This is a genomic window from Nesterenkonia sp. LB17 (genome assembly GCF_022565915.1).
GTDB lineage: Bacteria > Actinomycetota > Actinomycetes > Actinomycetales > Micrococcaceae > Nesterenkonia.
In genome coordinates, this window is sequence record NZ_JAJOYX010000004.1 from 173,856 (window position 1) to 198,524 (window position 24,669).

General features: G+C 68.4%; 24 protein-coding genes. 17 read left to right on the forward strand and 7 right to left on the reverse strand.

Annotated elements, in window-relative coordinates:
* Positions 1-54: 54 nt before the first annotated feature.
* From LTH96_RS10760 to LTH96_RS10770, 3 genes are all read left to right on the forward strand, one after another.
* Positions 55-558: a DUF421 domain-containing protein gene (locus LTH96_RS10760; RefSeq protein WP_241465724.1), complete on the forward strand. Its 504-nt coding sequence runs from the start codon at positions 55-57 to the stop codon at positions 556-558.
* Between the two features lie 166 nt (positions 559-724).
* Positions 725-952, forward strand: a complete 228-nt coding sequence (locus LTH96_RS10765; protein ID WP_241465725.1) for a hypothetical protein — start codon at positions 725-727, stop codon at positions 950-952.
* A gap of 147 nt (positions 953-1,099) precedes the next feature.
* Positions 1,100-2,335 carry an alpha-hydroxy acid oxidase gene (locus LTH96_RS10770; RefSeq protein ID WP_241465726.1) on the forward strand — a complete coding sequence of 412 codons (1,236 nt, stop codon included), beginning with the start codon at positions 1,100-1,102 and terminating at the stop codon, positions 2,333-2,335.
* An 83-nt stretch (positions 2,336-2,418) separates the two neighbouring features.
* On the opposite strand, the gene LTH96_RS10775 is transcribed toward LTH96_RS10770, so the two are convergent.
* The gene (locus LTH96_RS10775; RefSeq protein ID WP_241465727.1) at positions 2,419-3,378 is read right to left on the reverse strand and encodes a hypothetical protein; all 960 of its coding nucleotides are present in this window, start codon (positions 3,376-3,378) and stop codon (positions 2,419-2,421) included.
* Positions 3,379-3,688: 310 nt separating this feature from the next.
* On the opposite strand from LTH96_RS10775, the gene LTH96_RS10780 reads away from it, so the two are divergent.
* The 4 genes from LTH96_RS10780 to LTH96_RS10795 all read left to right on the forward strand — a co-directional run bounded on the left by LTH96_RS10780 (position 3,689) and on the right by LTH96_RS10795 (position 7,715).
* Positions 3,689-4,504, forward strand: coding sequence for an electron transfer flavoprotein subunit beta/FixA family protein (locus LTH96_RS10780; protein WP_241465728.1), 816 nt, complete (start codon positions 3,689-3,691; stop codon positions 4,502-4,504).
* Positions 4,501-5,460 (forward strand): electron transfer flavoprotein subunit alpha/FixB family protein, encoded by a 960-nt coding sequence (locus tag LTH96_RS10785; RefSeq protein ID WP_241465730.1) that lies wholly within the window; start codon positions 4,501-4,503, stop codon positions 5,458-5,460. Before LTH96_RS10780 ends, LTH96_RS10785 begins: the two co-directional genes overlap by 4 nt.
* 89 nt (positions 5,461-5,549) lie before the next feature.
* Positions 5,550-6,464: a CoA ester lyase gene (locus tag LTH96_RS10790; RefSeq protein ID WP_241465731.1), complete on the forward strand. Its 915-nt coding sequence runs from the start codon at positions 5,550-5,552 to the stop codon at positions 6,462-6,464.
* Between the two features lie 84 nt (positions 6,465-6,548).
* Positions 6,549-7,715, forward strand: a complete 1,167-nt coding sequence (locus LTH96_RS10795; protein WP_241465733.1) for an acyl-CoA dehydrogenase family protein — start codon at positions 6,549-6,551, stop codon at positions 7,713-7,715.
* 48 nt (positions 7,716-7,763) lie between these two features.
* Here the strand turns inward: LTH96_RS10795 and LTH96_RS10800 are convergent, their stop codons facing one another.
* Entirely contained in the window at positions 7,764-8,228 is a 465-nt protein-coding gene (locus LTH96_RS10800; protein WP_241465734.1) for a GNAT family N-acetyltransferase, read from the reverse strand.
* A 102-nt stretch (positions 8,229-8,330) separates the two neighbouring features.
* On the opposite strand from LTH96_RS10800, the gene LTH96_RS10805 reads away from it, so the two are divergent.
* From LTH96_RS10805 to LTH96_RS10820, 4 genes are all read left to right on the forward strand, one after another.
* Positions 8,331-9,710: a sugar porter family MFS transporter gene (locus tag LTH96_RS10805; RefSeq protein ID WP_241465735.1), complete on the forward strand. Its 1,380-nt coding sequence runs from the start codon at positions 8,331-8,333 to the stop codon at positions 9,708-9,710.
* A gap of 192 nt (positions 9,711-9,902) precedes the next feature.
* Positions 9,903-11,072 (forward strand): maleylacetate reductase, encoded by a 1,170-nt coding sequence (locus LTH96_RS10810; protein ID WP_241465736.1) that lies wholly within the window; start codon positions 9,903-9,905, stop codon positions 11,070-11,072.
* Complete coding sequence (locus LTH96_RS10815) at positions 11,069-12,028, forward strand: VOC family protein (RefSeq protein ID WP_241465738.1); 960 nt, start codon at positions 11,069-11,071, stop codon at positions 12,026-12,028. Before LTH96_RS10810 ends, LTH96_RS10815 begins: the two co-directional genes overlap by 4 nt.
* Positions 12,029-12,034: 6 nt before the next feature.
* Positions 12,035-12,682 (forward strand): PE-PPE domain-containing protein, encoded by a 648-nt coding sequence (locus LTH96_RS10820; RefSeq protein WP_241465739.1) that lies wholly within the window; start codon positions 12,035-12,037, stop codon positions 12,680-12,682.
* Positions 12,683-12,696: 14 nt separating this feature from the next.
* Here LTH96_RS10820 and LTH96_RS10825 read toward each other — a convergent pair whose 3' ends face one another.
* Together LTH96_RS10825 and LTH96_RS10830 are read right to left on the reverse strand one after the other, a co-directional pair.
* Positions 12,697-13,677, reverse strand: coding sequence for an ArsA family ATPase (locus tag LTH96_RS10825; protein ID WP_241465740.1), 981 nt, complete (start codon positions 13,675-13,677; stop codon positions 12,697-12,699).
* Between the two features lie 15 nt (positions 13,678-13,692).
* A complete protein-coding gene (locus LTH96_RS10830; protein WP_241465795.1) occupies positions 13,693-13,941 on the reverse strand; it encodes a cory-CC-star protein in 249 nt (82 codons plus the stop codon).
* 215 nt (positions 13,942-14,156) lie between these two features.
* Here LTH96_RS10830 and LTH96_RS10835 point away from each other — a divergent pair, with 215 nt between their 5' ends.
* Positions 14,157-14,675, forward strand: coding sequence for a DoxX family protein (locus tag LTH96_RS10835; RefSeq protein WP_241465741.1), 519 nt, complete (start codon positions 14,157-14,159; stop codon positions 14,673-14,675).
* Between the two features lie 110 nt (positions 14,676-14,785).
* Here LTH96_RS10835 and LTH96_RS10840 read toward each other — a convergent pair whose 3' ends face one another.
* A complete protein-coding gene (locus LTH96_RS10840; RefSeq protein WP_241465742.1) occupies positions 14,786-16,276 on the reverse strand; it encodes an amidohydrolase family protein in 1,491 nt (496 codons plus the stop codon).
* A gap of 254 nt (positions 16,277-16,530) precedes the next feature.
* Here LTH96_RS10840 and LTH96_RS10845 point away from each other — a divergent pair, with 254 nt between their 5' ends.
* From LTH96_RS10845 to LTH96_RS10860, 4 genes are read left to right on the forward strand one after another with little or no spacing between them, the layout of a single operon-like run.
* The gene (locus LTH96_RS10845; RefSeq protein WP_241465744.1) at positions 16,531-17,775 is read left to right on the forward strand and encodes a CaiB/BaiF CoA-transferase family protein; all 1,245 of its coding nucleotides are present in this window, start codon (positions 16,531-16,533) and stop codon (positions 17,773-17,775) included.
* Positions 17,772-18,599, forward strand: a complete 828-nt coding sequence (locus LTH96_RS10850; RefSeq protein ID WP_241465745.1) for a citryl-CoA lyase — start codon at positions 17,772-17,774, stop codon at positions 18,597-18,599. The genes LTH96_RS10845 and LTH96_RS10850 overlap by 4 nt, the downstream gene beginning before the upstream one ends.
* 2 nt (positions 18,600-18,601) lie before the next feature.
* Positions 18,602-19,585: a hypothetical protein gene (locus tag LTH96_RS10855; RefSeq protein WP_241465746.1), complete on the forward strand. Its 984-nt coding sequence runs from the start codon at positions 18,602-18,604 to the stop codon at positions 19,583-19,585.
* Between the two features lie 13 nt (positions 19,586-19,598).
* Complete coding sequence (locus LTH96_RS10860) at positions 19,599-19,964, forward strand: hypothetical protein (protein WP_241465747.1); 366 nt, start codon at positions 19,599-19,601, stop codon at positions 19,962-19,964.
* 57 nt (positions 19,965-20,021) lie between these two features.
* Here LTH96_RS10860 and LTH96_RS10865 read toward each other — a convergent pair whose 3' ends face one another.
* On the reverse strand, positions 20,022-20,870 hold the full coding sequence (locus tag LTH96_RS10865; RefSeq protein ID WP_241465748.1) for an IclR family transcriptional regulator C-terminal domain-containing protein: 849 nt from the start codon (positions 20,868-20,870) through the stop codon (positions 20,022-20,024).
* A 10-nt stretch (positions 20,871-20,880) separates the two neighbouring features.
* Positions 20,881-21,573 (reverse strand): GntR family transcriptional regulator, encoded by a 693-nt coding sequence (locus LTH96_RS10870; RefSeq protein ID WP_241465749.1) that lies wholly within the window; start codon positions 21,571-21,573, stop codon positions 20,881-20,883.
* Between the two features lie 115 nt (positions 21,574-21,688).
* Between LTH96_RS10870 and LTH96_RS10875 the strand changes: the two genes are divergently transcribed.
* Entirely contained in the window at positions 21,689-24,655 is a 2,967-nt protein-coding gene (locus LTH96_RS10875; protein ID WP_241465750.1) for an AMP-binding protein, read from the forward strand.
* Positions 24,656-24,669 lie beyond the last annotated feature (14 nt).

Genomic DNA, 24,669 nt, shown 5'->3' on the forward strand with positions numbered 1-24,669 from the left:
ACCGCAGGGCACCAGCCAACCAGGGCGTCGCCGACGCCGGAGAGTGAGACGCACATGTGGTTCGATACGTGGTCAGACCTGGGCCGGGTGCTGCTGATCGGCATGGCCGCCTACGCGGTGCTGATCCTGGTGATCCGCCTGTCGGGGAAGCGGACGCTGAGCCAGCTCAATGCCTTCGACTTCATCGTCACGGTGGCTCTCGGCTCCGTGCTGGCGACCATCCTGCTCAGCAGCGACGTCTCCTGGTCCGAAGGTGCGCTGGCGCTGGTTCTGCTCGCGAGTCTGCAGTTCGTCCTTGCCTGGATCTCTGCCCGAGCCCCGAAGTTCCGGACGCTCATCACGGCCCGTCCCGCCGTGGTGTTCCACGAGGGGCAGATGCAGCAGGAACAGCTGCGCCGGAACCGGCTCTCGGCCTCGGAGGTGCACCAGGCCATTCGCAGCAGCGGCTCGGGAGACCTGAGCAGCATCGCCGCCGTCGTGCTCGAGACCAACGGCACGCTCAGTGTGATCTCGACGCAGAACATCGGTGACAGCTCAGCCCTGAGCGACCTCGACTGAGCACCCTCGCCTGAGCGACCTTGACTGAGCACCCGCGCGGAACCTCCGGGTCGAAGCACCCGGGCCGAGCCGGGCCCCCGGAGGTTCAAATGGCATTCGTTGCGCGGTGACGCAGAGCGCGCCTGAAGACGGAGGGATCACATGCAGTCGCCGCCGAGGAGCCCGGTTGACCGAGTCGACCGAAGTTCACCAGCCCAGCTCGCGGCCTGCCGGCCGCCCCGATCGAGGTCCACAGCACCGAAGGCTCGATCGCGGTCCCACGCTCGGCCGCGCCCTGGGTCTGCATGTGCTCGAAGTGATGGCCGGGGTGTTCACCGCCGCCGAGACCGAAGCACCGGTGAGCATCGCCTCCCGGGCGGATCGCCCGAGTGCGGTCCCGCTGGATCCTCGATGAGCGGGTGTCGTACTGAGGGGGGTCACCTGTAGATGACCAGGTGGTGGGCTTCTGGCCGGTTCGGTGGCATCGTGAGAGCCAAGTACGACATCAGATGCGCGTCATCACGTACCGCCCACAGTCCTGAGACCGGCCTAGGAGCATTCAATGGTTCAGCGTCAACTGCCCAAGCCGCGCGACATCGCGCCGCTGATGAAGTTCAAGAAGTTCGACTTCAACGCCTCCCGCCGACGGCTCGCCGCAGCGCTGACCATCGAGGATCTGCACAAGATCGCCAAGCGGCGCACCCCGAAGGCCGCATTCGACTACACCGACGGCGCCGCCGAAGGCGAGTTCTCGCTGACCCGGGCGCGGGAGGCGTTCCAGGACATCGAGTTCAACCCTTCGATCCTGCGCGATGTCTCGCAGGTCGACACCTCCTGTGAGATCTTCGGCGGGACCTCCGCGCTGCCCTTCGGGATCGCCCCGACCGGGTTCACCCGGCTGATGCAGACCGAGGGCGAGATCGCCGGGGCCACCGCGGCCGGGGCGGCGGGGATCCCGTTCACCCTCTCCACGCTGGGCACCACGTCCATCGAGGCGGTCAAGGAGGCGAACCCGCACGGACGCAACTGGTTCCAGCTCTATGTGATGAAGGACCGCGAGATCTCCTATGACCTCACCGAACGCGCTGGCAAGGCCGGGTTCGACACGCTGTTCTTCACCGTGGACACCCCGGTGGCCGGGGCCCGGCTCCGGGACAAGCGCAACGGGTTCTCGATCCCGCCGCAGCTGAGCCTGGGCACCGTTCTCAACGCGATCCCGCGGCCCTGGTGGTGGTATGACTTCCTGACCACCCCGCCGCTGGAGTTCGCCTCGCTGACCTCCACCGGGGGCACGGTGGGGGAGATGCTGGACAAGGCGATGGACCCCTCGATCAGCTTCGATGACCTGAAGATCATCCGGGACCTGTTCCCGGGCAAGCTGGTGGTCAAGGGGGTCCAGAACGTCGAAGACGCGAAGAAGCTCGCGGGCCTCGGGGCGGATGGGATCGTGCTCTCGAACCACGGCGGCCGGCAGCTGGACCGAGCCCCGGTGCCGTTCCACCTGTTGCCCGAGGTGGTGCGTGAGGTCGGGGAGGATCTCGAGGTGACCATCGATACCGGGATCATGAACGGCGCGGACATCGTGGCCTCGATCGCTTTGGGCGCGAAGTTCACCCTGATCGGGCGGGCGTATCTCTACGGACTGATGGCCGGTGGTCGGGCCGGGGTGGATCGGACGATCGAGATCCTGGCTGATCAGGTCGAGCGCACCATGAAGCTGCTGGAGGTGCCGAACCTCGCGGAGCTCCAGCCCAAGCACGTGACCCAGCTCGAACGCCTGGTCCCCCGCGCCCGCTGATGCTGCCCACCCTTCCCGGGTGGTTGAGTTCTCCGGTGGTTATGTTGTGACCGGATTACTCAACCGCCCGGGAGGAGTGGGGCTCAGCGCTTGGACTTGCGGTACCCGGCGGACCGGGCGGCGGCTTCGGTTGCGAAGCACTCCTCGGGCTTGGTCCGGGTGTAGTAGGCCCCGCTGGGCACGTGGTAGATCCCGGAGTCCGCGTTGCCCTTGACCGGGTAGCCCTTCGGGCAGTGGAAGGTCGAGGACGTGATCTGCACGCTGGTCGCCTTCTTCACCGCCGCGGTCGACGCCGAGGTACGGGTCAGCGTGGTGTGCCCGGACTTCTTGCCGGTCACCCGCACCGAGAGCTTCTTGCCCTGGTGGGCGTTGGCGACCGTATAGGTTCGGCTGGTCGCCCCCTTGATCGAGGTGCCGTCGGCGCGCCACTGGTAGGAGAACGACGTCGAGGGCGTCCAGGTCCCGACGCTGGCCGAGACGGTCTTCCCGGTGACGGCCGAGCCGGTCACCCGAGGGGCGGAGGATCGCGCCACCTTCAACGTGGCCGCCGAGGTCTTCGACGCCGTGGCGTATCCGGAGAGCTTTCCGGTCACCTGCACGGTGATCCGTTTTCCCTGCTGCGCGGCGCTCGGGGTGAAGGTGCTTCGCGTCGCGCCGCTGATCGCCCTGCCCTCGGCATGCCAGCGGTAGCTCAGCGAGGTCCCGCTGGTCCAGGCGCCCGGCCTCGTGATGAGCTTCTTGCCCACGGCGGCCGCACCGGAGATCGCAGGAGTGGGAGCCCGCAGGGTCTTCGCCGCTGGGCGGCTCGTGGTGGGCGCGACGGCGGGCGCGACGGCGGGCGCGGCTGAGAACGCGGCTGAGATCATCGACGACGCCGGGGCCCCGGTCACCTGGACCGCTGCCGGCGCGGAGGCGCTGAGCACGGAGTGGGTGAGCTGCGTCGTCGTCGCTGGGGGCGGCGCGGAGGCGCCGATCAGAGTGGCGGCCAATACGGTGGTGGTCAGGACCGTGGTGATGGTCCGCCAATGCTGGGAGGTCCCCATGGCATTCGTCTCCAGTGTGAGGCGTCCACTGCGCGGAACGGGGCGGCACCAGGATCTGCTCCTGAACAGAGTGATCATATAGTCAAACAAGCCGATATCCACCCGCCCGTGGACCCCAATCCCTCCCGGCTGGTTGAGTTTTCTGGCGGGAACGTATCCACCGGAGAACTCAACCACCCAGGATGGTGGGGCGGGCGGGGTTCTAGGCCGGTGTCGCAGGGCTTCACGACCCTGCCAGGAACCGCGTTTCATGCGACCATGGACAAGGTCTGATACTCCACACATTTCGAGAGTGAGGCGGGAGCACCGCATGGTGAATGCACCCCTGCACATCATCACCCTGGTCAAATGGGTCCCCGATGCCCAGCTGGAGCGCCGGTACGACGCCGAGGGGCGCATCGACCGCTCCGAGGGCGTGCTCAGCGAACTGGATGAATACCCGCTGGAGGCCGCGCTGCAGCTGCGCGAGGCCGCCCAGGACCGTGAGGTCCGGGTCACCGCGCTGACCATGGGCCCCGCCGGATCCAGCACCGCCGTGAAGAAGGCCCTGCAGATCGGCGCCGACGACGCCTACCAGCTCACCGACGAGGCCCTGATCGGGGCAGACATCTGGGCCAGCTCCGTGGCGCTGAAGGCCGCCGTTGAGGCCGTCGCGGGAGCCGGCGAGTTCGACTCCGGCGAGCCCGAGTACCTGGTGCTCACCGGCATGGCCTCCGAGGAGGGTGAGTCCGGCGCGATCCCCGCCCAGCTGGCTGAACGTCTTGGCGCCCACGTGGTCACCTACGCCACCAGCCTGGAGCTGGCGCCGGACCGGCTGCTCGTCACCCGCTCCGGCGGCACCGAGTCGCAGAAGGTCGCGGTGCGGATGCCCGCCGTCGTCTCGGTCACCGATCAGGCCAACGACCCGCGCTACCCCAACTTCAAGGCCATCATGGCGGCGAAGAAGAAGCCGCTGACCCGATGGAACCTCGCCGACATCGGGCTGCGCCCCGAGGAGGTCACCGCGAAGGTCCGCGTGCTGACCACCACGGCGCGCCCGCCGCGCACAGCGGGAGAGATCATCATCGATGAAGGGGACGCCGGCCTGAAGGTCGTCGAATTCCTGGCGAAGGAGCGTCTGTTGTGAGCAATGTCCTGGTCTTCTTCGATGAGCTCGGCGACGCGCTGAGCCCGGCACAGCGCGAGCTGATCGCCCAGGCGCAGTCGCTGGGCGATGTCCATGTGGCCGTCGGCGCCTACCAGGGGGATCCCACCCCGGCGCTGGCGATCAGCGACATCGGCGAGGTCTACTTCGCCGAGAGCAGCCTGCCCGCCCCCGAGGTCGCCGTGGTGGACCTGCTCGAGACCGCCGTCGCCGAATGCGGCGCCGAGGTCATCCTGGGCTCCTCCACCGCAGACATCACCGACGCCCTGGCCCGACTCGCCGTCCGGCTGGACACCGGGATCATCTGCGGCGTCGGGGCGCTCAACGGCGAGCTGGTCGCCACGAAGTCAGAGCTGGCCGGCTCCTACACCACGATGTCGCAGCTCATCCCCGCCCCGGGCCGGCCGCTGGTCGCGACCTTCAAGCCGAACAACCTCGACCCGCAGCGCGTCGACGCGCTCCTGCACGCCGGGGATCAGCCCGACGGCACGGTGCTGCCGGTGCGGCCCTCCGTCGGCGGCGTCGAGATCCTCGAACGCACCGCTCTGAGCGTCTCCGCACGCCCCGCCCTGGCCGAGGCGCGCGTGGTCGTCGCCGGCGGCCGCGGCGTCGAAGGTGACTTCACCGCGTTGGAGGAGCTCGCGGACGAGCTCGGCGCGGGACTGGGCGCCTCTCGCGCAGCCACCGACGCCGGCTGGATCGAACACGCCGCCCAGGTGGGCCAGACCGGGGTCACCGTCTCCCCGCAGCTCTACATCTCCGCAGGCATCTCCGGGGCGATCCAGCAGCGCGCCGGCATGCAGACCGCGGGCACCATCGTGGCGATCAACAAGGATGAGGACGCCCCGGTCTTCGAGATCGCCGACTTCGGCGTGGTGGGGGACCTGCATGATGTCATCCCGCAGATGATCGAGGAGCTGCGCCGGCGCAGGGGATGACCCCGCGCGGCCGCACCGCAGCAGAGCCGGCCTCACGGGAGTCCCGGCACGCCCACGCTCACCACGCCGATCACGCTCGGAGAAGAAACATGCCTCACCCCACCAAGGCTCGCTTCGCGCTGGGCCCCGCCCTGATGTTCTGCCCGGCCAGTCGCCCCGAGTTCTTCGTGAAGGCCGCCGGGTCTGCTGACGCCGTGATCATCGATCTCGAGGATGCCGTGATCTCCGGGGAGAAGGACATCGCCCGGAACAACATGGTGCAGGCGCTGAACTGGGGAGACCAGTCTCTCGACCCGCGGCGGACCCTGGTGCGGGTCAACGCGCCGGCCTCGGGTGAGCTGGAGGAGGACCTGCGCGCGATCTCCGGCACCGAGATCAGCCATGTGGTCATCGCCAAGGCCGAACGGACCGAGGTCCTCGACCAGGTCGCCGCAGCGCTGCCCGGCGTCGGGCTGATCCCGCAGATCGAGACCCCGGTGGGGGTGCTCAACGACCTGGCCCTGGCCCAGCACCCGGCCACCGTGGCGCTGCTCTGGGGGACCGAGGACCTGATCGCCGGCATCGGCGGGACCACCTCGCGCAACAACGACGGCTCGCAGCGCGAGATCATCCGCTTCACCCGCAACCGGCTGCTGCTCACCGCCGGCGCCGTGGGGGTGCCGATCATCGACGCCGTCTTCACCCGGGTCCCTGACCTGCAGCGCCTGGCCGTGGAGACCGAGGACGCCTGCGCCTCCGGGTTCATCGGCAAGGCCTGCATCCACCCCAAGCAGATCGCCCCGATCCGCAAGGCCTATACGCCCACCGCCAGCGACCTGGAATGGGCCAAAGGCGTCATCGCCGCCTTCGAGAACGCCGCCGGACTGGCGCCCGGCGCCGGACATCGGGCGGACCCGGAGCTCGCCGGCGCGTTCAGCTTCCGCGGTGAGATGATCGACATGCCGGTGATCATCCAGGTCCAGCGCATCCTCACCCGCTTCGAGTCCATCGGCAAAGTCGCCTGAGCCTCGCCGCACCGCACCGCCTCGCCAGCTCGCCTGAGTCTCAGCGCAGGCTCCCCGCACCGCCCGAAAGGTGACCCGCCCACGATGTTTGCAGGTTTCTACGAGGAGATCCACGAGGAGTTCCGCGAGGTGGTGCGCGAATTCGTCGCCCGCGAGGTCACCCCGCATCACCAGGGCTGGGAGTCCGCGCACATGATCGACCGCTCGCTGTGGCTCGCCGCCGCGGAGAACGGGCTGCTGGGGCTCGCTGTGGACGAGGAGCACGGGGGCATGGGGCTCGGCGACTACCGGTTCCGGATGATCCTCGATGAGGAGCTGGCCCGCGCCGACGCGCTCGCGGTTTCGCTGGCCCTCCACCTCCACGACGACTGGGTGCTCCCGGCGCTGCTGAAGTTCGGCTCCGCCGATCAGCAGGCGGCCTGGCTGCCCCGCTTCATGGACGGATCCTTCGTCTCCTCGGTGGCGTTCACCGAGCCCGGCGCCGGATCAGACCTGCGCGCGGTGCGCACCAAGGCAGTCAAGAACGACGACGGCGGCTGGACCCTCGACGGGCAGAAGACCTTCATCGGCAACGGGATCTCCGGCGACGGCGCCCTGGTGCTGGCCCGCACCGACGGCTCCGATGTCCGCCAGCGCGGGACCGAGAGCTCCTTCAGCCTGTTCCTGGTCGAGAAGCAGGACAACCCCGGATACCAGCCCGGACGCCAGCTCGAGAAGATGGGGCTCAAGGCCTCCGACACCGCCGAGCTGTTCTTCGCCGGGGTGCAGATCCCCGCGGCGAACCTGATCGGTGAAGCGGGCCGGGGGCTGCAGCACGCCAAGGCGATCCTGCCCCAGGGCCGGCTCGGCATCGCCACCTCAGCCGCGGTGATCACCGCCGAGGTGCTGCGCCAGACCCGCGGCTACGTCGCAGAGCGGCAGACCTTCGGCCAGCCGGTGAGCGAATACCAGCACACCCGGTTCCAGCTCGCCGAGCTGCAGGTGGGACTCGAAGCCACCCAGCGCTATGTCGCCGCGGCCGTGGCGGACTTCAATGCCGGAGAGCTGGACCTGATCAACGCGTCGAAGGCGAAGCTCTGGGCCAGCGAGCAGGCCAAGACAGCGGTGGATGCGTGCCTGCAGCTCCACGGCGGCTACGGCTACATCCTGGACTACCCGGTGGCGCAGGCCTACCTCGCGGTGCGGCTGCTCACGATCTTCGGCGGGACCAGCGAGATCCTCAAGGAGACCATCGCCGCAGAGCTGCGCTGACTCAGAACCGCACTGACTCAGAACCGCGGTGACCCAGAACCGTGCTGATCAGCCCAGCATCCGGGTCATGAACACGCTGTTCGGATCCGGCACGTAGCTGCCAAACGGCGGGCACTCGGTGAACCCGTGCCGCCGGTAGAGCCTGCGCGCGGCGGCGAAATAGTCCTCCACGCCGGTCTCCAGGCTCAGCCTGGCGTAGCCGCGAGCACTCGCCACGCTCACCAGATGCTCCACCATCGTGTCGGCCACGCCCCGCCCGCGCGCCGCGGCGCAGGTGCGCATCGTCTTGATCTCCCCGTGCGCGGGATCCAGCTCCTTGAGCGCGGCGCACCCGGCAAGCACCTCCTCGGGGTCGAACCACGCGCTCCAGAACGTCATCCCGGGCCCGGTCAGGGCATCGAGGTCCAGCGCATGGATGCTCTCCGGCGGGGAGGTGGCATGCATATCGCGCAGGTGCTCGGCGATGAGCTCCCGCACAGCCGGATGATCCAGGGTCCCCTCGGTGATGCGCATGCTCGACATTCTGCCACCGGTGGCTTCGCAGACTAGTCTGACTTGCGTTCCATGCGCAGGTCAGCGCCTGGGACCTGGAGCACAGCAGCAGAACGGAACAGCATGAGCACAGCAGCACCCACGGCCACGCAGCGACGCCGAGGCTCCACCCTGATCTATCTCTTCGGCGCCCTCGGCGGACTGAACTGGGGCTATGACACCGGAGTGATCTCCGCGGCGCTGGTATACCTGCGCCGGGACTTCGAGCTCAGCAGCTGGGCTGAAGGCGGGATCGTCACCGGCCTGATGGTCGGCGCCGCCATCGGCGCCTGCCTCGGCGGTCAGCTCTCCGACCGCTACGGCAGACGAGCCGTGCTGCTGGTCACCGCTGCGCTGTTCCTGATCGCCCCGCTGGGCATGGCCTTCGCACCCAACGCTGAGGTGCTGTTCGCCGCCCGGCTCGTGGTCGGGCTGGGCACCGGTCTGGCCGCCGTCGTACTCCCGGTGTATCTCTCCGAGATCGCTCCGGCGCGGATCCGCGGACGAGTCACCGCCTCCTATGTGCTGGCGATCGTGATCGGTCAGTTCCTCGGGTTCGTCGTCGGAGTGGCCTTCGCCCCGGTGGAGTCCTGGCGCTGGATGCTGGGACTCTCGGTGATCCCCTCGGTGCTCTTCGCGCTGGGGCTGACCGTGGTGCGCGAGACCCCGCGCTGGCTGGTCCACCGCGGCCGGGAGGCCGAGGCCGAAACGATGCTGCTGCGCGACCGCACTCCCGAGGAGGCCCGCCGGGAACTCGGTGAGATCCACGAGGTCCATGAGGCGGAGAAGCGCGACGGCGTCTCAGGCCTGCGCGCGCTGCGCCGCCCCTGGGTGCTCTCGATCCTCGGGGTGGGGTTCGGGCTGGGGGTCTATCAGCAGGTCATGGGCATCAACGCGGTGCTCTACTACGCGCCCACCACGCTGCAGAACGTCGGCTTCTCCGATGAGGGAGCGATCGGCTCCAACCTGATCATCGGTGCGCTCAACATCGCCGCGGTCTGGGTCGCGATCACCTACACCGACCGCTGGGGGCGCCGCCCGATGCTGCTGGTCGGCGCGCTGGGCACCTCGCTGGCGCTCGCGGTGCTCGCCGTGGTGAACCTGGTCATGCCGGCTCCCGACGGACTCGGCGCGCTGGGCATCGCCACCCTGTCCTGCCTGGCGGTGTTCATCTTCATGTTCCAGGTCAGCTGGGGCGCCCTGGTCTGGGTGGTGCTCGGGGAGATCTTCCCGCTGGGCGTGCGCGCGGCCGCGATGGGCGTGGTGACCACCGCGCACTGGCTGGCCAACGGCCTGGTCTCGCTGCTGTTCCCCACGGCGCTCGCCGCCTTCGGGGTGGGCTGGATCTTCGCCGGGTTCGCCGTCATCTGCTTCACCGCCTTCATCTTCACCTGGAAGAAGGTCCCCGAGACCAAGGAGCGCACGCTGGAGCAGATCGAGACCGCGTTCCGTCGAGCGGGCTGAACGGTGCAGGAAACGGTCAGGGTGATCGGCGCTGACCAGGACTGAAGGCAATCAACACCACTGCCTCGAACCGGCAAACCCTTGACAGTCGATGTGGTTCCCGCCACATAATGGCCCTCGGACAGCTGTCCGAAGTTTGCGGCGCCCTCACAGCGTCTGCAGTCCTGACGCCGCCGCGGGAGAAGAGACCACATGACCATGAGCTTCAGCCACCATACGCTGGGTCAGCGGGTGCACTTCGGCGCCGGGAACCTGGCCGCCGATGTGCGCAGCGAGACGAAGCGGATGGGCGCCCAGCAGATTCTGCTCATCGCCTCGGGCAGCGCCGAGGTCGCCGCCGACGCGCTCCATGCCACGCTGCGTATCGCCCACCGGCTCGACGGCGCCCGTCAGCACGTCCCGGTGGAGGACGTGGAGCGGGCCTGCGACGCCGCGACACAGGCCCAGGCCGATGTGATCCTCTGCGTCGGCGGCGGCTCCGCCATCGGGCTCGGCAAGGCGGTCGCCCTGAAGACCCGCGCCCCGATCATCGCGGTGCCCACCACCTACGCCGGCTCGGAGGCGACCAATATCTGGGGCGTCACCGAGGCCGGGGTCAAGGCCACCGGCACCGACGACGTGGTCCTGCCCCGAAGCGTGGTCTACGACGTCGAGCTGGTCCGTGATCTTCCGGCCGAGCTGGCCAGCGCCTCCGGGATGAATGCGCTGGCCCATTGCATCGACTCCTTCTGGGCCCCCCGCGCGGATCCGTTGAACAGCCTCTGGTCCGCAGAAGCCATCCGCGCCCTGAATCGGGGGATGGCGCAGCTCGCCGAGGGGTCGATCCACAGCCCCGAGGGGAGCCAGCAGCTCCAGTACGGCGCGTATCTCGCCGCCACGGCCTTCGCCTCAGCGGGCTCAGGCCTGCACCACAAGATCTGCCACGTGCTGGGGGGATCCTTCGGCCTGCCCCACGCCCAGACCCACGCCGTGATGCTGCCCTACGTGCTCGCGTTCAACCTGCCGTCAGCACCTGAGGCTGGGGAGCGCATCGCGGCGGCGCTCGGTGTCGCGGACCCGACCGCCGGACTGGAACGGCTGCGCAGCAGGGTCGACGCCCCGCGTGCGCTGCGCGAACACGGACTGAAGGAAGCGGACCTTGGACGTGCTGCGGAGCTGATCCTCGGCGTCGTCCCGGCGAGCAACCCGCGCGCGATGACTCCAGACGACGCCGTCCGGCTGATCCGCGCCGCGTGGGCCGGCGATGATCCCGCCACGCTGGCCGGGCCCTCCCAGCGCGACGACGACGCCAGATCACTCCATTCCCAGATCAACTCAGTCCCAGATCGCAGCGGTCACCTCCATGGAAGGGCATCATCATGACGTATCTGCTCGGCTCCCACCACGTGACGCTCTCCGTCGGCAGGGCGCAGGAGGATGTGGACTTCCACACCAAGGTCTTAGGCATGCGCTTCATCAAGAAGACGGTGCTCTACGACGGCTCCATCCCGATCTACCACCTCTATTACTCCAACGCCGACGGCGACCCCTCCGCCGTGGTCACCACCTTCCCCTGGGCGCAGCAGGGCCGCTTCGGCACCCGCGGCACCAACCAGGCCCGCGAGGTGATGCTCGCGGTGCCCGCCGGCTCGATGGACTTCTGGGCGCAGCGACTGAGCTCCATGCAGATCGAACACCAGCAGTCGGAGCTCTTCGGCGAGCGGCGCCTGGCGTTCAACCACCCCTGTGGGCTCGAATACGTGCTCGTGGGCGTCCACGGCGACTCCCGCGTGGGCCACCCCGGCCACGGGGTGCCGCCGGAGCACGCGGTGCACGGGATCCACGGCATGGGCATCCACGTCTATGACCAGGACCGGATGGTGGACTTCGCCAAGGACGTGTTCTTCCTCGGCGGGGAGATCGCCGAAGCCGGCGACGTCGCCCGGTTCAAGGTCGGCTCCGATGAGTTCGGCAACTGGGTGGAGCTGCGCGGCAATCGCACCGATGATCAGGGCACCTGGCGCTTCGCGGCAGGAACTTATCACCACTTCGCCTGGAACTTCGACACCCTGGAGAACCAGGAGGCCTCGAAGTTCGAGATCGAGGGCGCCGGCTACACCGACATCTCCGAGCTGAAGGACCGCACCTACTTCAAGTCCCACTACGTGCGCACACCCGGTGGGGCGCTGTTCGAGCTCGCGGTCACCCACGCCGACGGCGGCTGGGACTGCGACGAGTCCCCCGAGGAGCTGGGCCGGAAGTTCATGCTGCCCGCGCAGTTCGAGCACGAGCGCGAGCACATCATGTCCCAGCTCGAGCCGCTGCGCGTGGACGACTGATCCGCCGTGGCCACCCATGACCAGATGAACCTCGTGCACCACGGCGTCGCCGCCGAGGCCGCACGGCTGGTGGTGTACGGGGTCCACGGCCGCACCCAGAGCCCGCAGCTCTTCATCGACCTCGCCGCGCGCCTGTCACTGGAGGGCATCTGCTGGTGGCTGCCGACGGCGGCTGAGCACTCCTGGTACCCGGGGAGGTTCATGGAACCCCGCGAGTCCAATCAGCCGCAGCTGGACCAGGCACTGGGGGTGCTGGAGGCTCAGCTCGCCGAACTCCTCCAGGCACGCGGCGCAGGCGGCGCCCCGGTGATCGTCTTCGGCTTCTCCCAGGGCGCCTGCCTGCTGGCCGAGCACCTCCTCACGGTCCAGCCGGCGGTGGACGGCGCCCTGCTGCACACCGGCGGATATCTGGGCCCCCGGCCGCGCAGCTTCACCCGGGCGGCAGCACCTGGGCTGAGCGGGCTCGCGGTGGAGCTCTTCTGCGCCGATGAGGATCCCTGGGTGCCGCTGCACCGGGTGAAGGACACCGCCGCGGCGTTCGAGGGACTGGTCGGGGTGACCACGCTGAACGTCTACCGCGACGAGGAGCATCACATCACCGACGACGCCGCCGCCCGGATCCGCGAATACCTCCGCCGGCACGCACGGGACTGAGCAGCGCCGCTGCGTCAGCTCAGCTCGTGCGCCAGGCGTTGGATCGCTGCCCGGCCCACCAGGTCGCCGGAGAGCAGCGGCAGCGTGTCCACCGGGACCCCGGGGAGCAGCTCGGTCAGCGAGTCGAGGTGGCGCTGTTCCTGCTGCCGCCGCTGGGCCAGGTACTCCCCGGCGTCGGTGGGGGAGAGGCGGTTGACCACCAGCCCGCCGACGTCGACGCCGGCCTCACGCAGCTGTGCGCAGAGCTCCGTGGACTCCAGCACCGGAAGTCGCTCGGGGGTCAGCACGATCACGAAGCTGCAGGCCCTGGGGTTGGCGAGGACCTCGCGCATCATCTCGAAGCGCGCCTTGCGGCGGGTCAGCACCTGCCGGATCCGCTGGTCGCGATTCGTCGGAGAGGTCTTCGCCGGGTCGTCGTCACCGTCGAGGACCCGCACCGCCGCGCCGAAGCGCTCGGCCTTGCTGCGCCGGGTCAGCAGGCCCGACATCCAGGTGGACATGATCTTTGGCAGTGCCATCAGCCGGGCTGTGTGGCCGGAGGGGGCGGTGTCGAACACGATGAGGTCGTGGGAGTCCAGGCCGTACTCGATGAGCACCGCGATCCGCTCCAGGATGGCTGATTCATGGGTGCCCGGTGAGTGGGCGGAGAGCTTCAGGTGAGCGGCCACCTGGGGGTGGAGGTGTTCGGGCATGAAGTCCCGCAGGTTGGCTCCGACCTCTGCCAGGTGCTCATCGATGGTGCGCTGGGGATCGATCTCGACGCCGCGCAGCACTCCGCCGCTGGCGTCATCGCGGTAGAGCTCCACCGGGTCATCACCCACGGCCTGGTCCCACAGGTGGCCCAGGTTGTGCGCGGGGTCGGTGGAGACCAGCAGCACCCGCCTGCCGGCGGTGGCCTGGTGCAGCGCCGCTGCCGAGGCGGTGACGGTCTTGCCGACTCCGCCCTTGCCGCCGAGAAAGATCACGCGGCGTCGTTCAATCAGGTCCAGCAGCATCTGTACCGAGTCCTTTCAGCAGCAGCCGAGTCCGTCCATCGGGGAGTGGTCCAGTCCCTGACGGGTGTGCCATTCATGCATCCGGTCCAGCATCTCGGGCAGCAGCTCCAGCGTCATCCCGGAGGCGGGGTTCGGCAGGCCCAGCGCCTCGGAGAGCACCAGCATCATGAACAGGTCTTCCTCATCGCGCTTGGCGCGGGCGAAGACCCGCCGGTAGGGGGCCACGTAGAACTCGTGGAGTCCGGCGTTGAACCGCTTCCACAGACTTGCCGGCTCGGTGGCACGGGGGTCATGGGCGCGGGGATCCTGTCCGGCTGAGCTTGTGACGGTGTCCCCCTTCCTCGCATGACTGGGTCATCTCGTGTGAGGCACCTCATGTTACGCGAGAGCAGCCGAGACGTGCCGAGGCCCTTGACGAGGCAGGCCTGCCGGACGACACTGACTTTAGCGGACACTCGTCCGCCCGATGAAAGGTGATCATGGAGATCGGTCTGCTTCTGCTGCGCCTGGTGCTGGCGCTGGTCCTCTTCACCCACGCCACCCAGAAGCTCGCGGGCTGGTTCGGCGGCCAGGGTCTGCACCGCCAGGGGGAGATCTTCGCCAGCCTGGGGCTGCATCCGGGCCGCGGCATGGTGCTCGCGGCCGGGCTCTCCGAGCTGATCGCCGCATCCCTGCTGCTGTTCGGCTTCCTCACCCCGGTCGGGGCGCTGCTGGCGGCCGGGACCATGGTGGTCGCCGGGGTGACCCTGCAGCTGAACTCCGGGAAGTTCTGGAACATCGCCGGCGGCGGGGAGTACCCCTACGTGTTGGCAGCGGCCGCCGCGGTGCTGGGCTTCACCGGCGCCGGGGCCTATTCGCTGGACGCCCAGCTCTCCGGAGAGGCCTGGACCACGCTGATCCATGAGCCTGCCAGCTGGGTGGGGGTCCTCATCGTGCTCGCGGCACTGGCGGCGGCGGTGCCCTTTGCGCTGGTGGTCCGGCGCGCCGCGGCCCGATGAGCCTCGCCACCCTCGATGCACACGACTGGGGCTGCGCTCCCCTCGAGCGCAGCCCCAGTCTTGCCCGCATGTGATCGGCGCGAAGGATCACGTGCGGGCACTGCGCCCCCTCAGGCGTCAGGACCCCGCCCCTGCGCGGCATGGGTCTTCTCGGTGCGATATTCGGTGTAGGTGTACGGGTTGTCCAGGATCTTGGTCTCGGGAACCTCGGGGCTCATCCCGGCCTCCCATTCCTGCTGGCCCAGCTCCGAGGCGATGTGCTCCACGGTCGCCTCGACGGTGCGGCGCACCTTGGCGAGATCCACATCCACCAGCTTGTGCTGGTGCTTCACGATCCGGCCGTTGACCATCACGGTGTGCACATCCCCGCGCTGGGCCTGGAAGACCACGTGTCCGTGCGGGTTCAGGATCGGGAACATCGCAGGGGAGTCGTCGTTCTTGATCAGCACGATGTCGGCCTTCTTGCCGACCTCGAGGGAGCCGATGGACTTCTCCATCCCCAGCGCCTCGGCCCCACCATGGGTGGCCCAGCCGACCACCTGGTCGGCGCGCAGGCCGAGATTGGTGCAGGTCTCGCCGGTGGCATGGTGCTCGAAGTGCTCCCGCGCCCGGTCCGAGCTCAGCGTGGAGCGCATCGCCGCGAACGGATCCGCGCTCCACCAGACCGAGGTGTCCACCGAGAGGGAGACCGGGATGCCATGCTTGCGCAGCTGCCAGGAGGAGGGATAGCCCTGCCCGCAGCTGGACTCGGACTCCGCCGAGACCGAGGCCGCGCCTCCGGTGGCTGCAATGCGCTGATAGGAGTCCTGGTTCAGCGTCGCCGCGTGGACGTAGACGGTCTTCTCGTTCATGAACCCGTGCTCGTGCATGAGCCGGATGCCGTCGTCGTTCGTCGCGCCCCAGACGCCGGCGTGGGTGGTGACGCCCACGCCTAGGTCCCGGGCGACCTCGAAGGCCTTCTTCTCGGGGAACTCCGGGTCGCCCGTGACGTCGAAGGCCATCTGGAAGCCGAGCATGTCATCGCCGAGCTGGCCGCCGGAGCGAGGGATCCGGCGGTCCACGAAGTCGTGGAACTCCGGCGAGGCGGACCACTCCCAGGGCCCTGCGTGGATGTTGCCGTAGGCGAAGACGAAGCGGCCGGCGACCTCTTCGAGGGCGTCCACGGCCGCGTCGGCATGATCCACGGTGGAGAGCCCGTGGGACCAGTCCACCGAGGTGGTGACCCCGGAGTCGATGGCTTCCACGGCGGAGAGCAGATTGCCGGCGTAGATGTCCTCGGGGCGGAACTTCTTGCCATGCTCGAGGTAGTTCCAGACGAAGTACTGGGTCAGCGTCCAGTCGGCCCCGTAGCCCCGCATGGCGGTCTGCCACATGTGCCGATGCGTGTCGATGAAGCCGGGGGTGATCATCCCGCCCGCGGCGTCGATCACCTGGGCGTGCTCAGGCACCTCGAGATCAGGGCCGATGGCCGCGATGGTGTCACCCAGCACCAGGACGTCGCCCCTGGTCAAGACGCTGTGCTGCTTGTCCATGGTCAGCACGATCCCGTTCTTGAAGAGAACGGGCGCGCCAGTGCCGTTGGATGCGGCTTCAGAACTCATGTCAGCCTCCTGTGAAGATCTCTGTGATGGCCCTCACGATAGCGCGCGTTCGCACAGTGGACAAGAGTCCGATTACTTTGTGACTCCGATCTCACGGACCCCGCTCGAGGGGATCTCGACCAGGCGCGCCCGGGGTTGACGGCCCCGCCCAAGCGGTGTGAAACTGGCCAGGATATAAGCGGACGGGTGTCCGCATGACGACACGCAGGGTGGTGACGCGGCCTGGGTGGGAATCGCAGAAAGGGGACTCCGTGATGAGCCAGCACCATCCAGATGAGACCAGCGCCCTGGGCGCGCAGCCCGGAAGCGAGGAGGCCGCGCAGACCCCGCGGGGAGGCGGCCGGCTTCCGCTGGACGGGATCCTGATCGCTGACTTCTCCCGGGTGCTCGCGGGACCCTACGCCACCATGCTGCTGGCAGACCTCGGTGCCGAGGTGATCAAGGTCGAGGGCACCGGGGGAGATGACACGCGCACCTGGGTCCCGCCGCGTCGCCCGGACGGGGTCTCCACCTATTACGCGGCGATCAACCGCAACAAGAAGTCGATCGTGCTGGACTTCAAGGACGGCGACGATCTCTGCGTTGCGCAGCGTCTGGCCGGGCGCGCCGACGTCGTCATCGAGAACTTCAAGCCCGGCGGACTCAAGAAGTTCGGGTTGGACTACGACTCGGTGTCGAAGACCAACCCCAGCGTCGTCTACTCCTCCATCACCGGCTTCGGCACCCAGGGCGAGGGTGCCAAGTACCCCGGCTATGACCTGATCGTGCAGGCGATGTCGGGGCTGATGAGCCTCACCGGGTCCCCGGACGGCCCGCCCTACCGCGCCGGGATCAGCGTGTTCGACGTGATGGCCGGACTGCATTCGACCATCGGCATCCTCGCTGCGCTGCGCCAGCGCGACCACACCGGCGACGGCGCCCATGTGGAGGCTTCCCTGATGGCCTCGGCGATGTCCGGTCTGGTGAACCAGACCCACGCCTACGTGGGCGGCGGCACCACCCCGATGCGGATGGGCAACGCCCACCCCTCGCTCTACCCCTACGAGGCCATGCCCACCGCCGATGACGACGTGATCATCGCCGCCGGCAACAACACCCAGTTCGGCAGGCTCTGCAAGGTGCTGGGGATCCCGGAGATCGCGCAGGACGAGCGCTTCGCCGACGTCGGGGACCGCACCGACCGCCGCGACGAGCTCCGCCCGATCCTGGAGGCGGAGCTGGCCAAGCACACCGCCCAGGAGCTCTTCGAGAAGCTCAACGACGTCGGCGTGCCCTGCGGCCCGATCAACTCCATCAGACAGGGGGTCGAATACGCGGAAGCGCTGGGCCTGGAGCCGGTGGTGCAGGTGGGCAGCGGCGACAGCGCCGTTCCTGGGGTCCGGCACCCGCTGAGCTTCAACACCATGACCCCGCGCTATGAGCTGGCTCCGCCGAAGCTCGGCGAACACACCGAGGAGATCAAAGCCTGGCTGACGACCGAAGAAGGGACGCAGCGATGAGCGCCGCCGAGAACACGAATCAGACGCCCAGCTACCCCACCTCGCTGGGGACCTCCACCACCGAAGAGATCAGCCTCATGGGCCAGTCCCTCTCCGAGGACCTGATGGGCAAGGTCGGGTTCGCCGAGCTGGCGTTCTGGATGACCGCCACCCGCCGGCCCACCCCCGGTGAGCTGCGGACCTTCGAGGCGGTGCTGGTCGCGCTGGCCGATCATGGCTTCACCCCCACCGCGATCGCCGCCCGGCTGACCTACCTCTCAGCCCCGGAGTCCATCCAGGGCGCGATCGCCGCGGGTCTGCTCGGCGGCGGCTCCCGCTTCCTCGGCGTCACCGAGGACACCGGCAGGTTCCTGCACCAGGTCCTGGAAGCGGACGACGGCGAGCGCAGCACCGACGCCGACTTTGACTCTCTGGCGCGGAAGGCCATCACCCGGGCGCGGGCCGCCAAGCAGATCGTCCCCGGCCTGGGCCATCCGGTGCACAAGCAGGGAGACCCACGCACCCCGCGGCTGATCCAGATCGCCGAAGAGGGCGGCACCCGCGGGGAGCACCTGCGCCTGTTCGAGGCCATGGGCCGGGTCAGCGAAGAGGTGCTGGGCAAGAAGCTTCCGCTCAACGGCGCCGGGGTCTGCGGGGCAGCCCTGGCTGACCTGGGGCTTCCGGTGGACTTCCTGCGCGGGTTCGCCCTGCTCGCCCGCACCGCCGGGCTGCTGGGGCAGATCGCGGAGGAGCGGCGGAACCCGATCGCCAACGACATCTACATGCACGTGGACCGGAATGCGACGTTCGTTCCGCTGACCCCGGACGATTCCAAGGAGAACTGAGCATGGCAGAGCTGACAGCGGTGCTGGCGAGCACCCACCACCCGTTCTACTACAAGGCCACCACCTCCCCTCAGGATCAGCGCCCGCCCTATGCCGCCGACTGGCAGCGCAAGGTCGAGGCCTACCGGGAGACGCTCACCGCCGCGGAGCCGGACATCCTGGTGATGGTCGGTGCGGATCACTTCCACCAGCTCTGGCTGGACAACTATCCGCAGTTCCTGATCGGCAAGCAGGAGACCTATGACGCCACCTTCTACAACGAGGAGCGCGAGTTCGGGATCCCGAAGTACACCCTGGCCGGAGACCTCGAGCTCTCTCGCTACATGCACGAGGAGCTGCTGGTCAAGGAATTCGACTTCTCGGTCAGTCATGAGCTGAAGATCGATCACTCCATCATCTGCCCGATCATCACGGTCCGTCCCCAGGCGGATCTGCCGATCGTGCCGATCTACACGAACATCTTCGTGCCCCCGCTGCCCTCCCCGCGCCGCTTCTACCAGGTGGGACGGGCGATCAGGGAGATCATCGACAGCTTCCCCAGCGACAAGAAGGTCGCCGCCATCGGCACCGGGCACCTCTCGCTGGAGCTCGGCGGGCCGCGCCAGTTCGGCGAGCACGGGCCGGATCCGCTCTTCGACGCCGATGCCATCGAATGGCTCTCCACCGGCAACATCGACGCGATCCTTGCCAACGTCACCCATGAGTCGATGGCCGGGGCGGGCAACGCGACCCATGGCTTCATGGACCTGCTGCTCATGATGGGCATCGCCGGTCCCGGAGTCCACGCCGACTACGTCGATCACCTGGACCTGTTCCACACCCGGGAGATGTACATGACCTGGTACCCGAACAGGACCCAGGACCAGCTCGACGCCGCCGCCCGGGCGGCCCAGACCGCCCAGGCCAGCACCGGGCCGATCTACGCCACCGATCCGGCCTGGGAGCAGTTCCGCACAGAACACACTGCCCCGGCCGTCGGCGCCTGAACGAGGAGCGAGCATGAGCAAGTACTACGTCAACAAGTTTCTCTTCACCATCGACCGGGACCCCGAGTGGGTGGCCAGCTATCGGGATGATCCACGGGCCACCGTGGAGCGCTGGGAGAAGGACGTCGGGCGCTGGCTGAACCCCGTGGAGCAGACCAGCTGGTTGGAGTTCACCGCTGAGGAGCGCGAGGCGCTGGCCACCCATGACTACGTGTGGCTCTTCGAGCACGGCGCCCACTTCTTCTTGAACCTCACCCTGTTCATCGCGCTCTTCGACGAGGAGTACGCCGCCGCCAGAGGCCCCTTGGCGTTCCAGACCGAGATGGCGCAGAAGCTGGACCACTGGACCGGACGGGACTACCCCTCCGTGGCGATGTGACCCGTGCGCAACCCTCCCCGCACAGCGGCTCAGCACTGGCAGTTCAGGCCGAGTCGATCAGGCCTCCGGTGAGGCCAGCAGCGGGAGCCGTCCGACGTCGGCGGCGTCGCGCTCGCGGGTGTGGCTGGGCAGCGACTGCCAGCGGGTCCAGTCCTCGGTGACTGCGGCCGCCGCCTCGCGCAGCGGCGGCAGGTGCTTCGTCAGCAGGGTCTCCACGCTGGTCTCGGCGGCGTGCACCGTGGTGTTCATCGACGCCAGCACCCGGCCGTGGGCATCGCGGACCGGCACGGCGATCGAGCGGATGCCGCGGGCCAGCTCTTCATCGGCCAGCGCATAGCCCTGCCGCTGCACGCGGTCCAGCTCCTCCAGGAATGACTTCTGGTCCCACTGCACCACAGGGATGACCGAGGAGCGGGAGGGTTCCGAGAGTCGCTGCAGGATCGCCCGGCGCTCCATGTCCGCGAGGAGCACCTTGCCCTGGGAGGTCGGCGGGGCCGGGAAGCGGGTGCCGATGTCCACCCGCAGGCCGATCAGCTTGGGCACCGCCACCCGGGCCACATAGACGATGTCGGGACCGTCCAGCTGAGACATCGAGGCCGATTCGTGGGTGTGGGTGACCAGCGCCTCCAGGTGGGGCTTGGCCACGTCCCAGAGTCCCAGGGAGCTCACGTAGGCCATGCCCAGCTCCATCACCCGCGGGGTCAGGGCGAACAGGCCGTTCTCCGCTCGGACATATTCCAGCTCCTGCAGCGTCATCAGGATCCGCCGTGCGGTGGGACGCGCCAGATCGGTGGCCTTGGCCACCTGGCTCAGGGTCAGGCTGGGGTATTCAGGGGTGAATGCCGTGATGACGGACAACCCGCGTGAGATGGCCTCGATGAATTCGGGACTTCGCTCCGGTGACATCTGGTTCCTTTCAGTGGAGCTGGGTCTGGGCGTGATCGGCGCGGGCTTCGCGCAGTCTGGTCCAGGTCTGCACGAGCTGGCTGAACTCCTTGACCTGCACCAAGACGTGGTCCCGGGCGGTGTCCTCCGCAGTCTCACCATCTCCGGTGCCGATCGCGTTCACGATCGCGAGGTGCTCGGCCAGAGAGCGGCGCATGCGGTCGGGGGCGCGGAGCTGGAGCCGCCGGTAGGGCTGCAGCACCCGGCGCAGGTCGTGCGCCTGCTGCCGCAGATACCCGTTGCCGCAGGAGTCGTAGATGATCCCGTGGAACCAGGCGTTGGCGTAGTAGTAGCCATCGGCGTCCCCCAGAGCCTCGAAGCGCTCACATTCTCTCAGCGCCTCGCCCAGCTCCGCCAGGGGCTCGCGCTCGATGCGTCGTGACGCCAGCCGTGCGGCCATGCCCTCGAGCTCAGCCATCAGCTCAAAGCGCTCGGCCAGCTCGGGCAGGCTCAGCTCGGTCACATAGGTGCCCTGCTTGGGGCGGATTCGCACCAGTCCGGAGCGCTCGAGCGCCTGCAGCGCCTCGCGCACCGGGGTGCGCGAACAGCCGAATTCCTGCTGCAGCTTGGCAGGGTCCAGCCGCTCGCCGGGACCGTATTGTCCATCGACGATGGCGTTCTCCAGCGCATCACGCACACGCTGGGATTCCGGGACTCTGACCATGACACCTCCTGCGACGAGCATATCGCCAGGAGCAAATTGTGGCGTGGATCACGTTCATGCCCTATAGTCCCTGTTATATACATCACAGTCATTGATATACACGTAGGGAGGGATCATGGCGACCACTCAAGGCTGGCTCCTGGCCGATCTGCTGCGCAGCCTCGGCGGGCACAAGACCCAGCAGGGCGCCGAAGCACCAGCGTCCGCACCCCTCGAGCAGCTCACCGCTGCCTGCGCAGCGCTGATGGGGGACCTGGGCGAGGCGTCCATGCGAGCCGTGGCCGAACGGGCCCTGGCCACATACCGCGAACTCGACGACGACGCCCGGACCGAGTTCTTCGCGCACATGCTCCATGCCTATGCAGTGGAGCCAGACGCGCTGCGCCGCGCCTACGCGAAGTGGGACTCCAGCGAGGGTCAGGTCGAGCTGGCCGACCTGTTCGAGGCCAGCGAACCGCGGCGCCAGGCGCTGCTGCGCCGGCTCAACCACGCCCCCGACGGCACCCTGCACCTGGTCAACATGCGCGCCGACCTGCGCCGGATCCTGCGAGACCGCGCGGATCTCACGCCTCTGGACCGAGACTTCCGGCACCTGCTGAGCTCCTGGTTCAATCGCGGGTTCCTGCGCATGGAACAGGTCGGCTGGGACGCCTCGCGGGAGATGAAGAACCACCTGCTGCGCTACGAGAAGGTCCACCCGATGCGGGACCTCAACGAGCTCAAGCGACGTCTCCGTCCCAAGGACCGCACCTGCTACGCGTTCTTCCACCCCGCCACCGGGAACCTCCCGCTGATCTTCGTCGAAGTGGCGCTGGTCAAGGGGGTGCCCGGTGCCGTCGAGCCGCTGCTGACCCCGACCGAGGCGCTCTCCCCGGCCAAGGCCGACACCGCGGTGCTGTACTCGATCAACAACTCCCTGGATGGCCTGGCCGGCATCTCCTTCGGGAGCCTGCTGATCAAGCAGGTCATCGACCAGGTCTCCACCGAGCTGCCGCATCTGGGGCATTTCGTCACGCTCTCACCGATCCCCGGTTTCCGGCGCTGGCTGCGCGAGCAGGCCCGCACCGCGACATCCGCGGAGCTCGCCGCGCTTCACGTCGACCTTGCGGAGCTCACGGGACCGGCAGATGCGCGCGGCGCAGCGAGCATGAGGGGTGCGTCCAGCCCGGGCGAGGCCGCCGCCGCGGAGCTGCGCGAGCGGCTCTGCGCAGCGCTGGCACGCTACATCGCCGTCGAACGCCGGTCGGATGGGCAGCCGCTGGATCCGGTGGCCCGCTTCCACCTGGGCAACGGCGCCACGGCCTGGCAGCTGCACTGGCCGGCCAGCGGCGCGGACTACATGTGGGACCAGTCCTACGGGGCGATGATCAACTACCGCTACGAACCATCCCTGGTGGAGCAGCGCCACGAGAACTACGTCCGGCACGGGGTGATCGCCCTGGGTGACCACGTCACGGCGCTGCTTCCAGACAGCACAGACCTGAACGGCCCACACACCAGCAAAGCCACCACCAGCACAGACAGCAGCAGAGAAGACAACCGCAGCGAGAAGGGAACCTCACCAGTGGACAACCACCCCGACGGCATCTACCAGAGCTTCATCCAGCAGGCGCAGGCGCACCCGGAGAAGCCGCTCTTCCATCTTCCAGGTGGGCGCACGCTCACCTACGCGCAGGTGCTCCACACCTCGCGCCGGATCGCCACGAAGCTGATCGGCGACGGCGTCGTCCCCGGTGACCGGGTGGCCGCGCAGGTGGAGAAGTCCCCGCAGGCCATCGCGCTCTATCTGGCCACGCTGCAGGTGGGCGGGGTGTACCTGCCGCTGAACACCGCCTACACCGGGGCCGAGATGGACTACTTCATGTCCGACGCCGCCCCGAGGGTGCTCGTCTGTGACCCGAGTCAGGCCCGCGAGCATGAACAGCGCGGCAAGGACGGCATCGTCGTCGAGACCCTCGGCACGTCCGAAGAGGGCACGCTGCTCGCCGCCGAGCAGGAGTACGCCGAGATCACCCAGATGCGCCCTTCAGACCCCGGCGCGATCCTCTACACCTCCGGGACCACCGGCCGCTCCAAGGGTGCGGTGCTGACCCAGGGCAATCTCGCGGCGAACTGCGCCTCACTGATCCAGTCCTGGGAGTACACCGGAGAAGACGTGCTGATCCACGCGCTGCCGATCTTCCACATCCACGGGCTCTTCGTGGCGGTCAACATGACCCTGGTCTCGGGAGCCTCGATGATCTGGCTGCCCAAGTTCGACGCCGACGCGGTGCTCGACGCGATGCCGGGCGCCACCGTGCTGATGGGCGTGCCCACCTTCTATACCCGGCTGCTCAGCACGGACCGGCTCAGCGCGGAAGCCTGCTCCGGGATCCGGCTCTTCGTCTCCGGCTCCGCTCCGCTGCTGGCCAGCGATCACGAGGCCTTCGAGGCCCGCACCGGCCACGCCATCCTCGAGCGCTACGGGATGACCGAGACCGGGATGAACACCTCGAACCCCTACCGCGGGGGACCGCGACGCCCCGGCACCGTGGGGCATCCGCTGCCCGGCGTCGAGGTGCGGATCGTGGACCGGGAGACCCAGGCGACGCTGCCTCAGGGCGAGGTCGGCATCATCGAGGTCCGCGGCCCCAACGTCTTCGTCGGGTACTGGAACATGCCGGAGAAGACCGCCGAGGAGCTCCGCGAGGACGGCTTCTTCATCACCGGCGACCTCGGAGTGATCGATGACCAGGGCTACCTGAGCATCGTGGGCCGCGACAAGGATCTGGTCATCTCCGGAGGGTTCAACATCTACCCCAAAGAGGTGGAGGGACTCATCGATGACCACCCCGGCGTCACCGAATCCGCCGTGATCGGGGTGCCCCACCCGGATCTGGGCGAGGGCCTGGTCGCCGTGGTGGTCCCCGCCGGAGGCGACGCCCCCGATGAGGCGAAGATCCTGCAGTCGCTCGCCGGCGAGCTGGCCCGCTTCAAGCAGCCTCGCGCCGTCCGCTTCGTGGAGGAACTGCCGCGCAACGTGATGGGCAAGGTCCAGAAGGCCGAGCTGCGCAAGCAGTACACAGAGCTGTTCAACAGCTGAATGCTCGCTCAAGA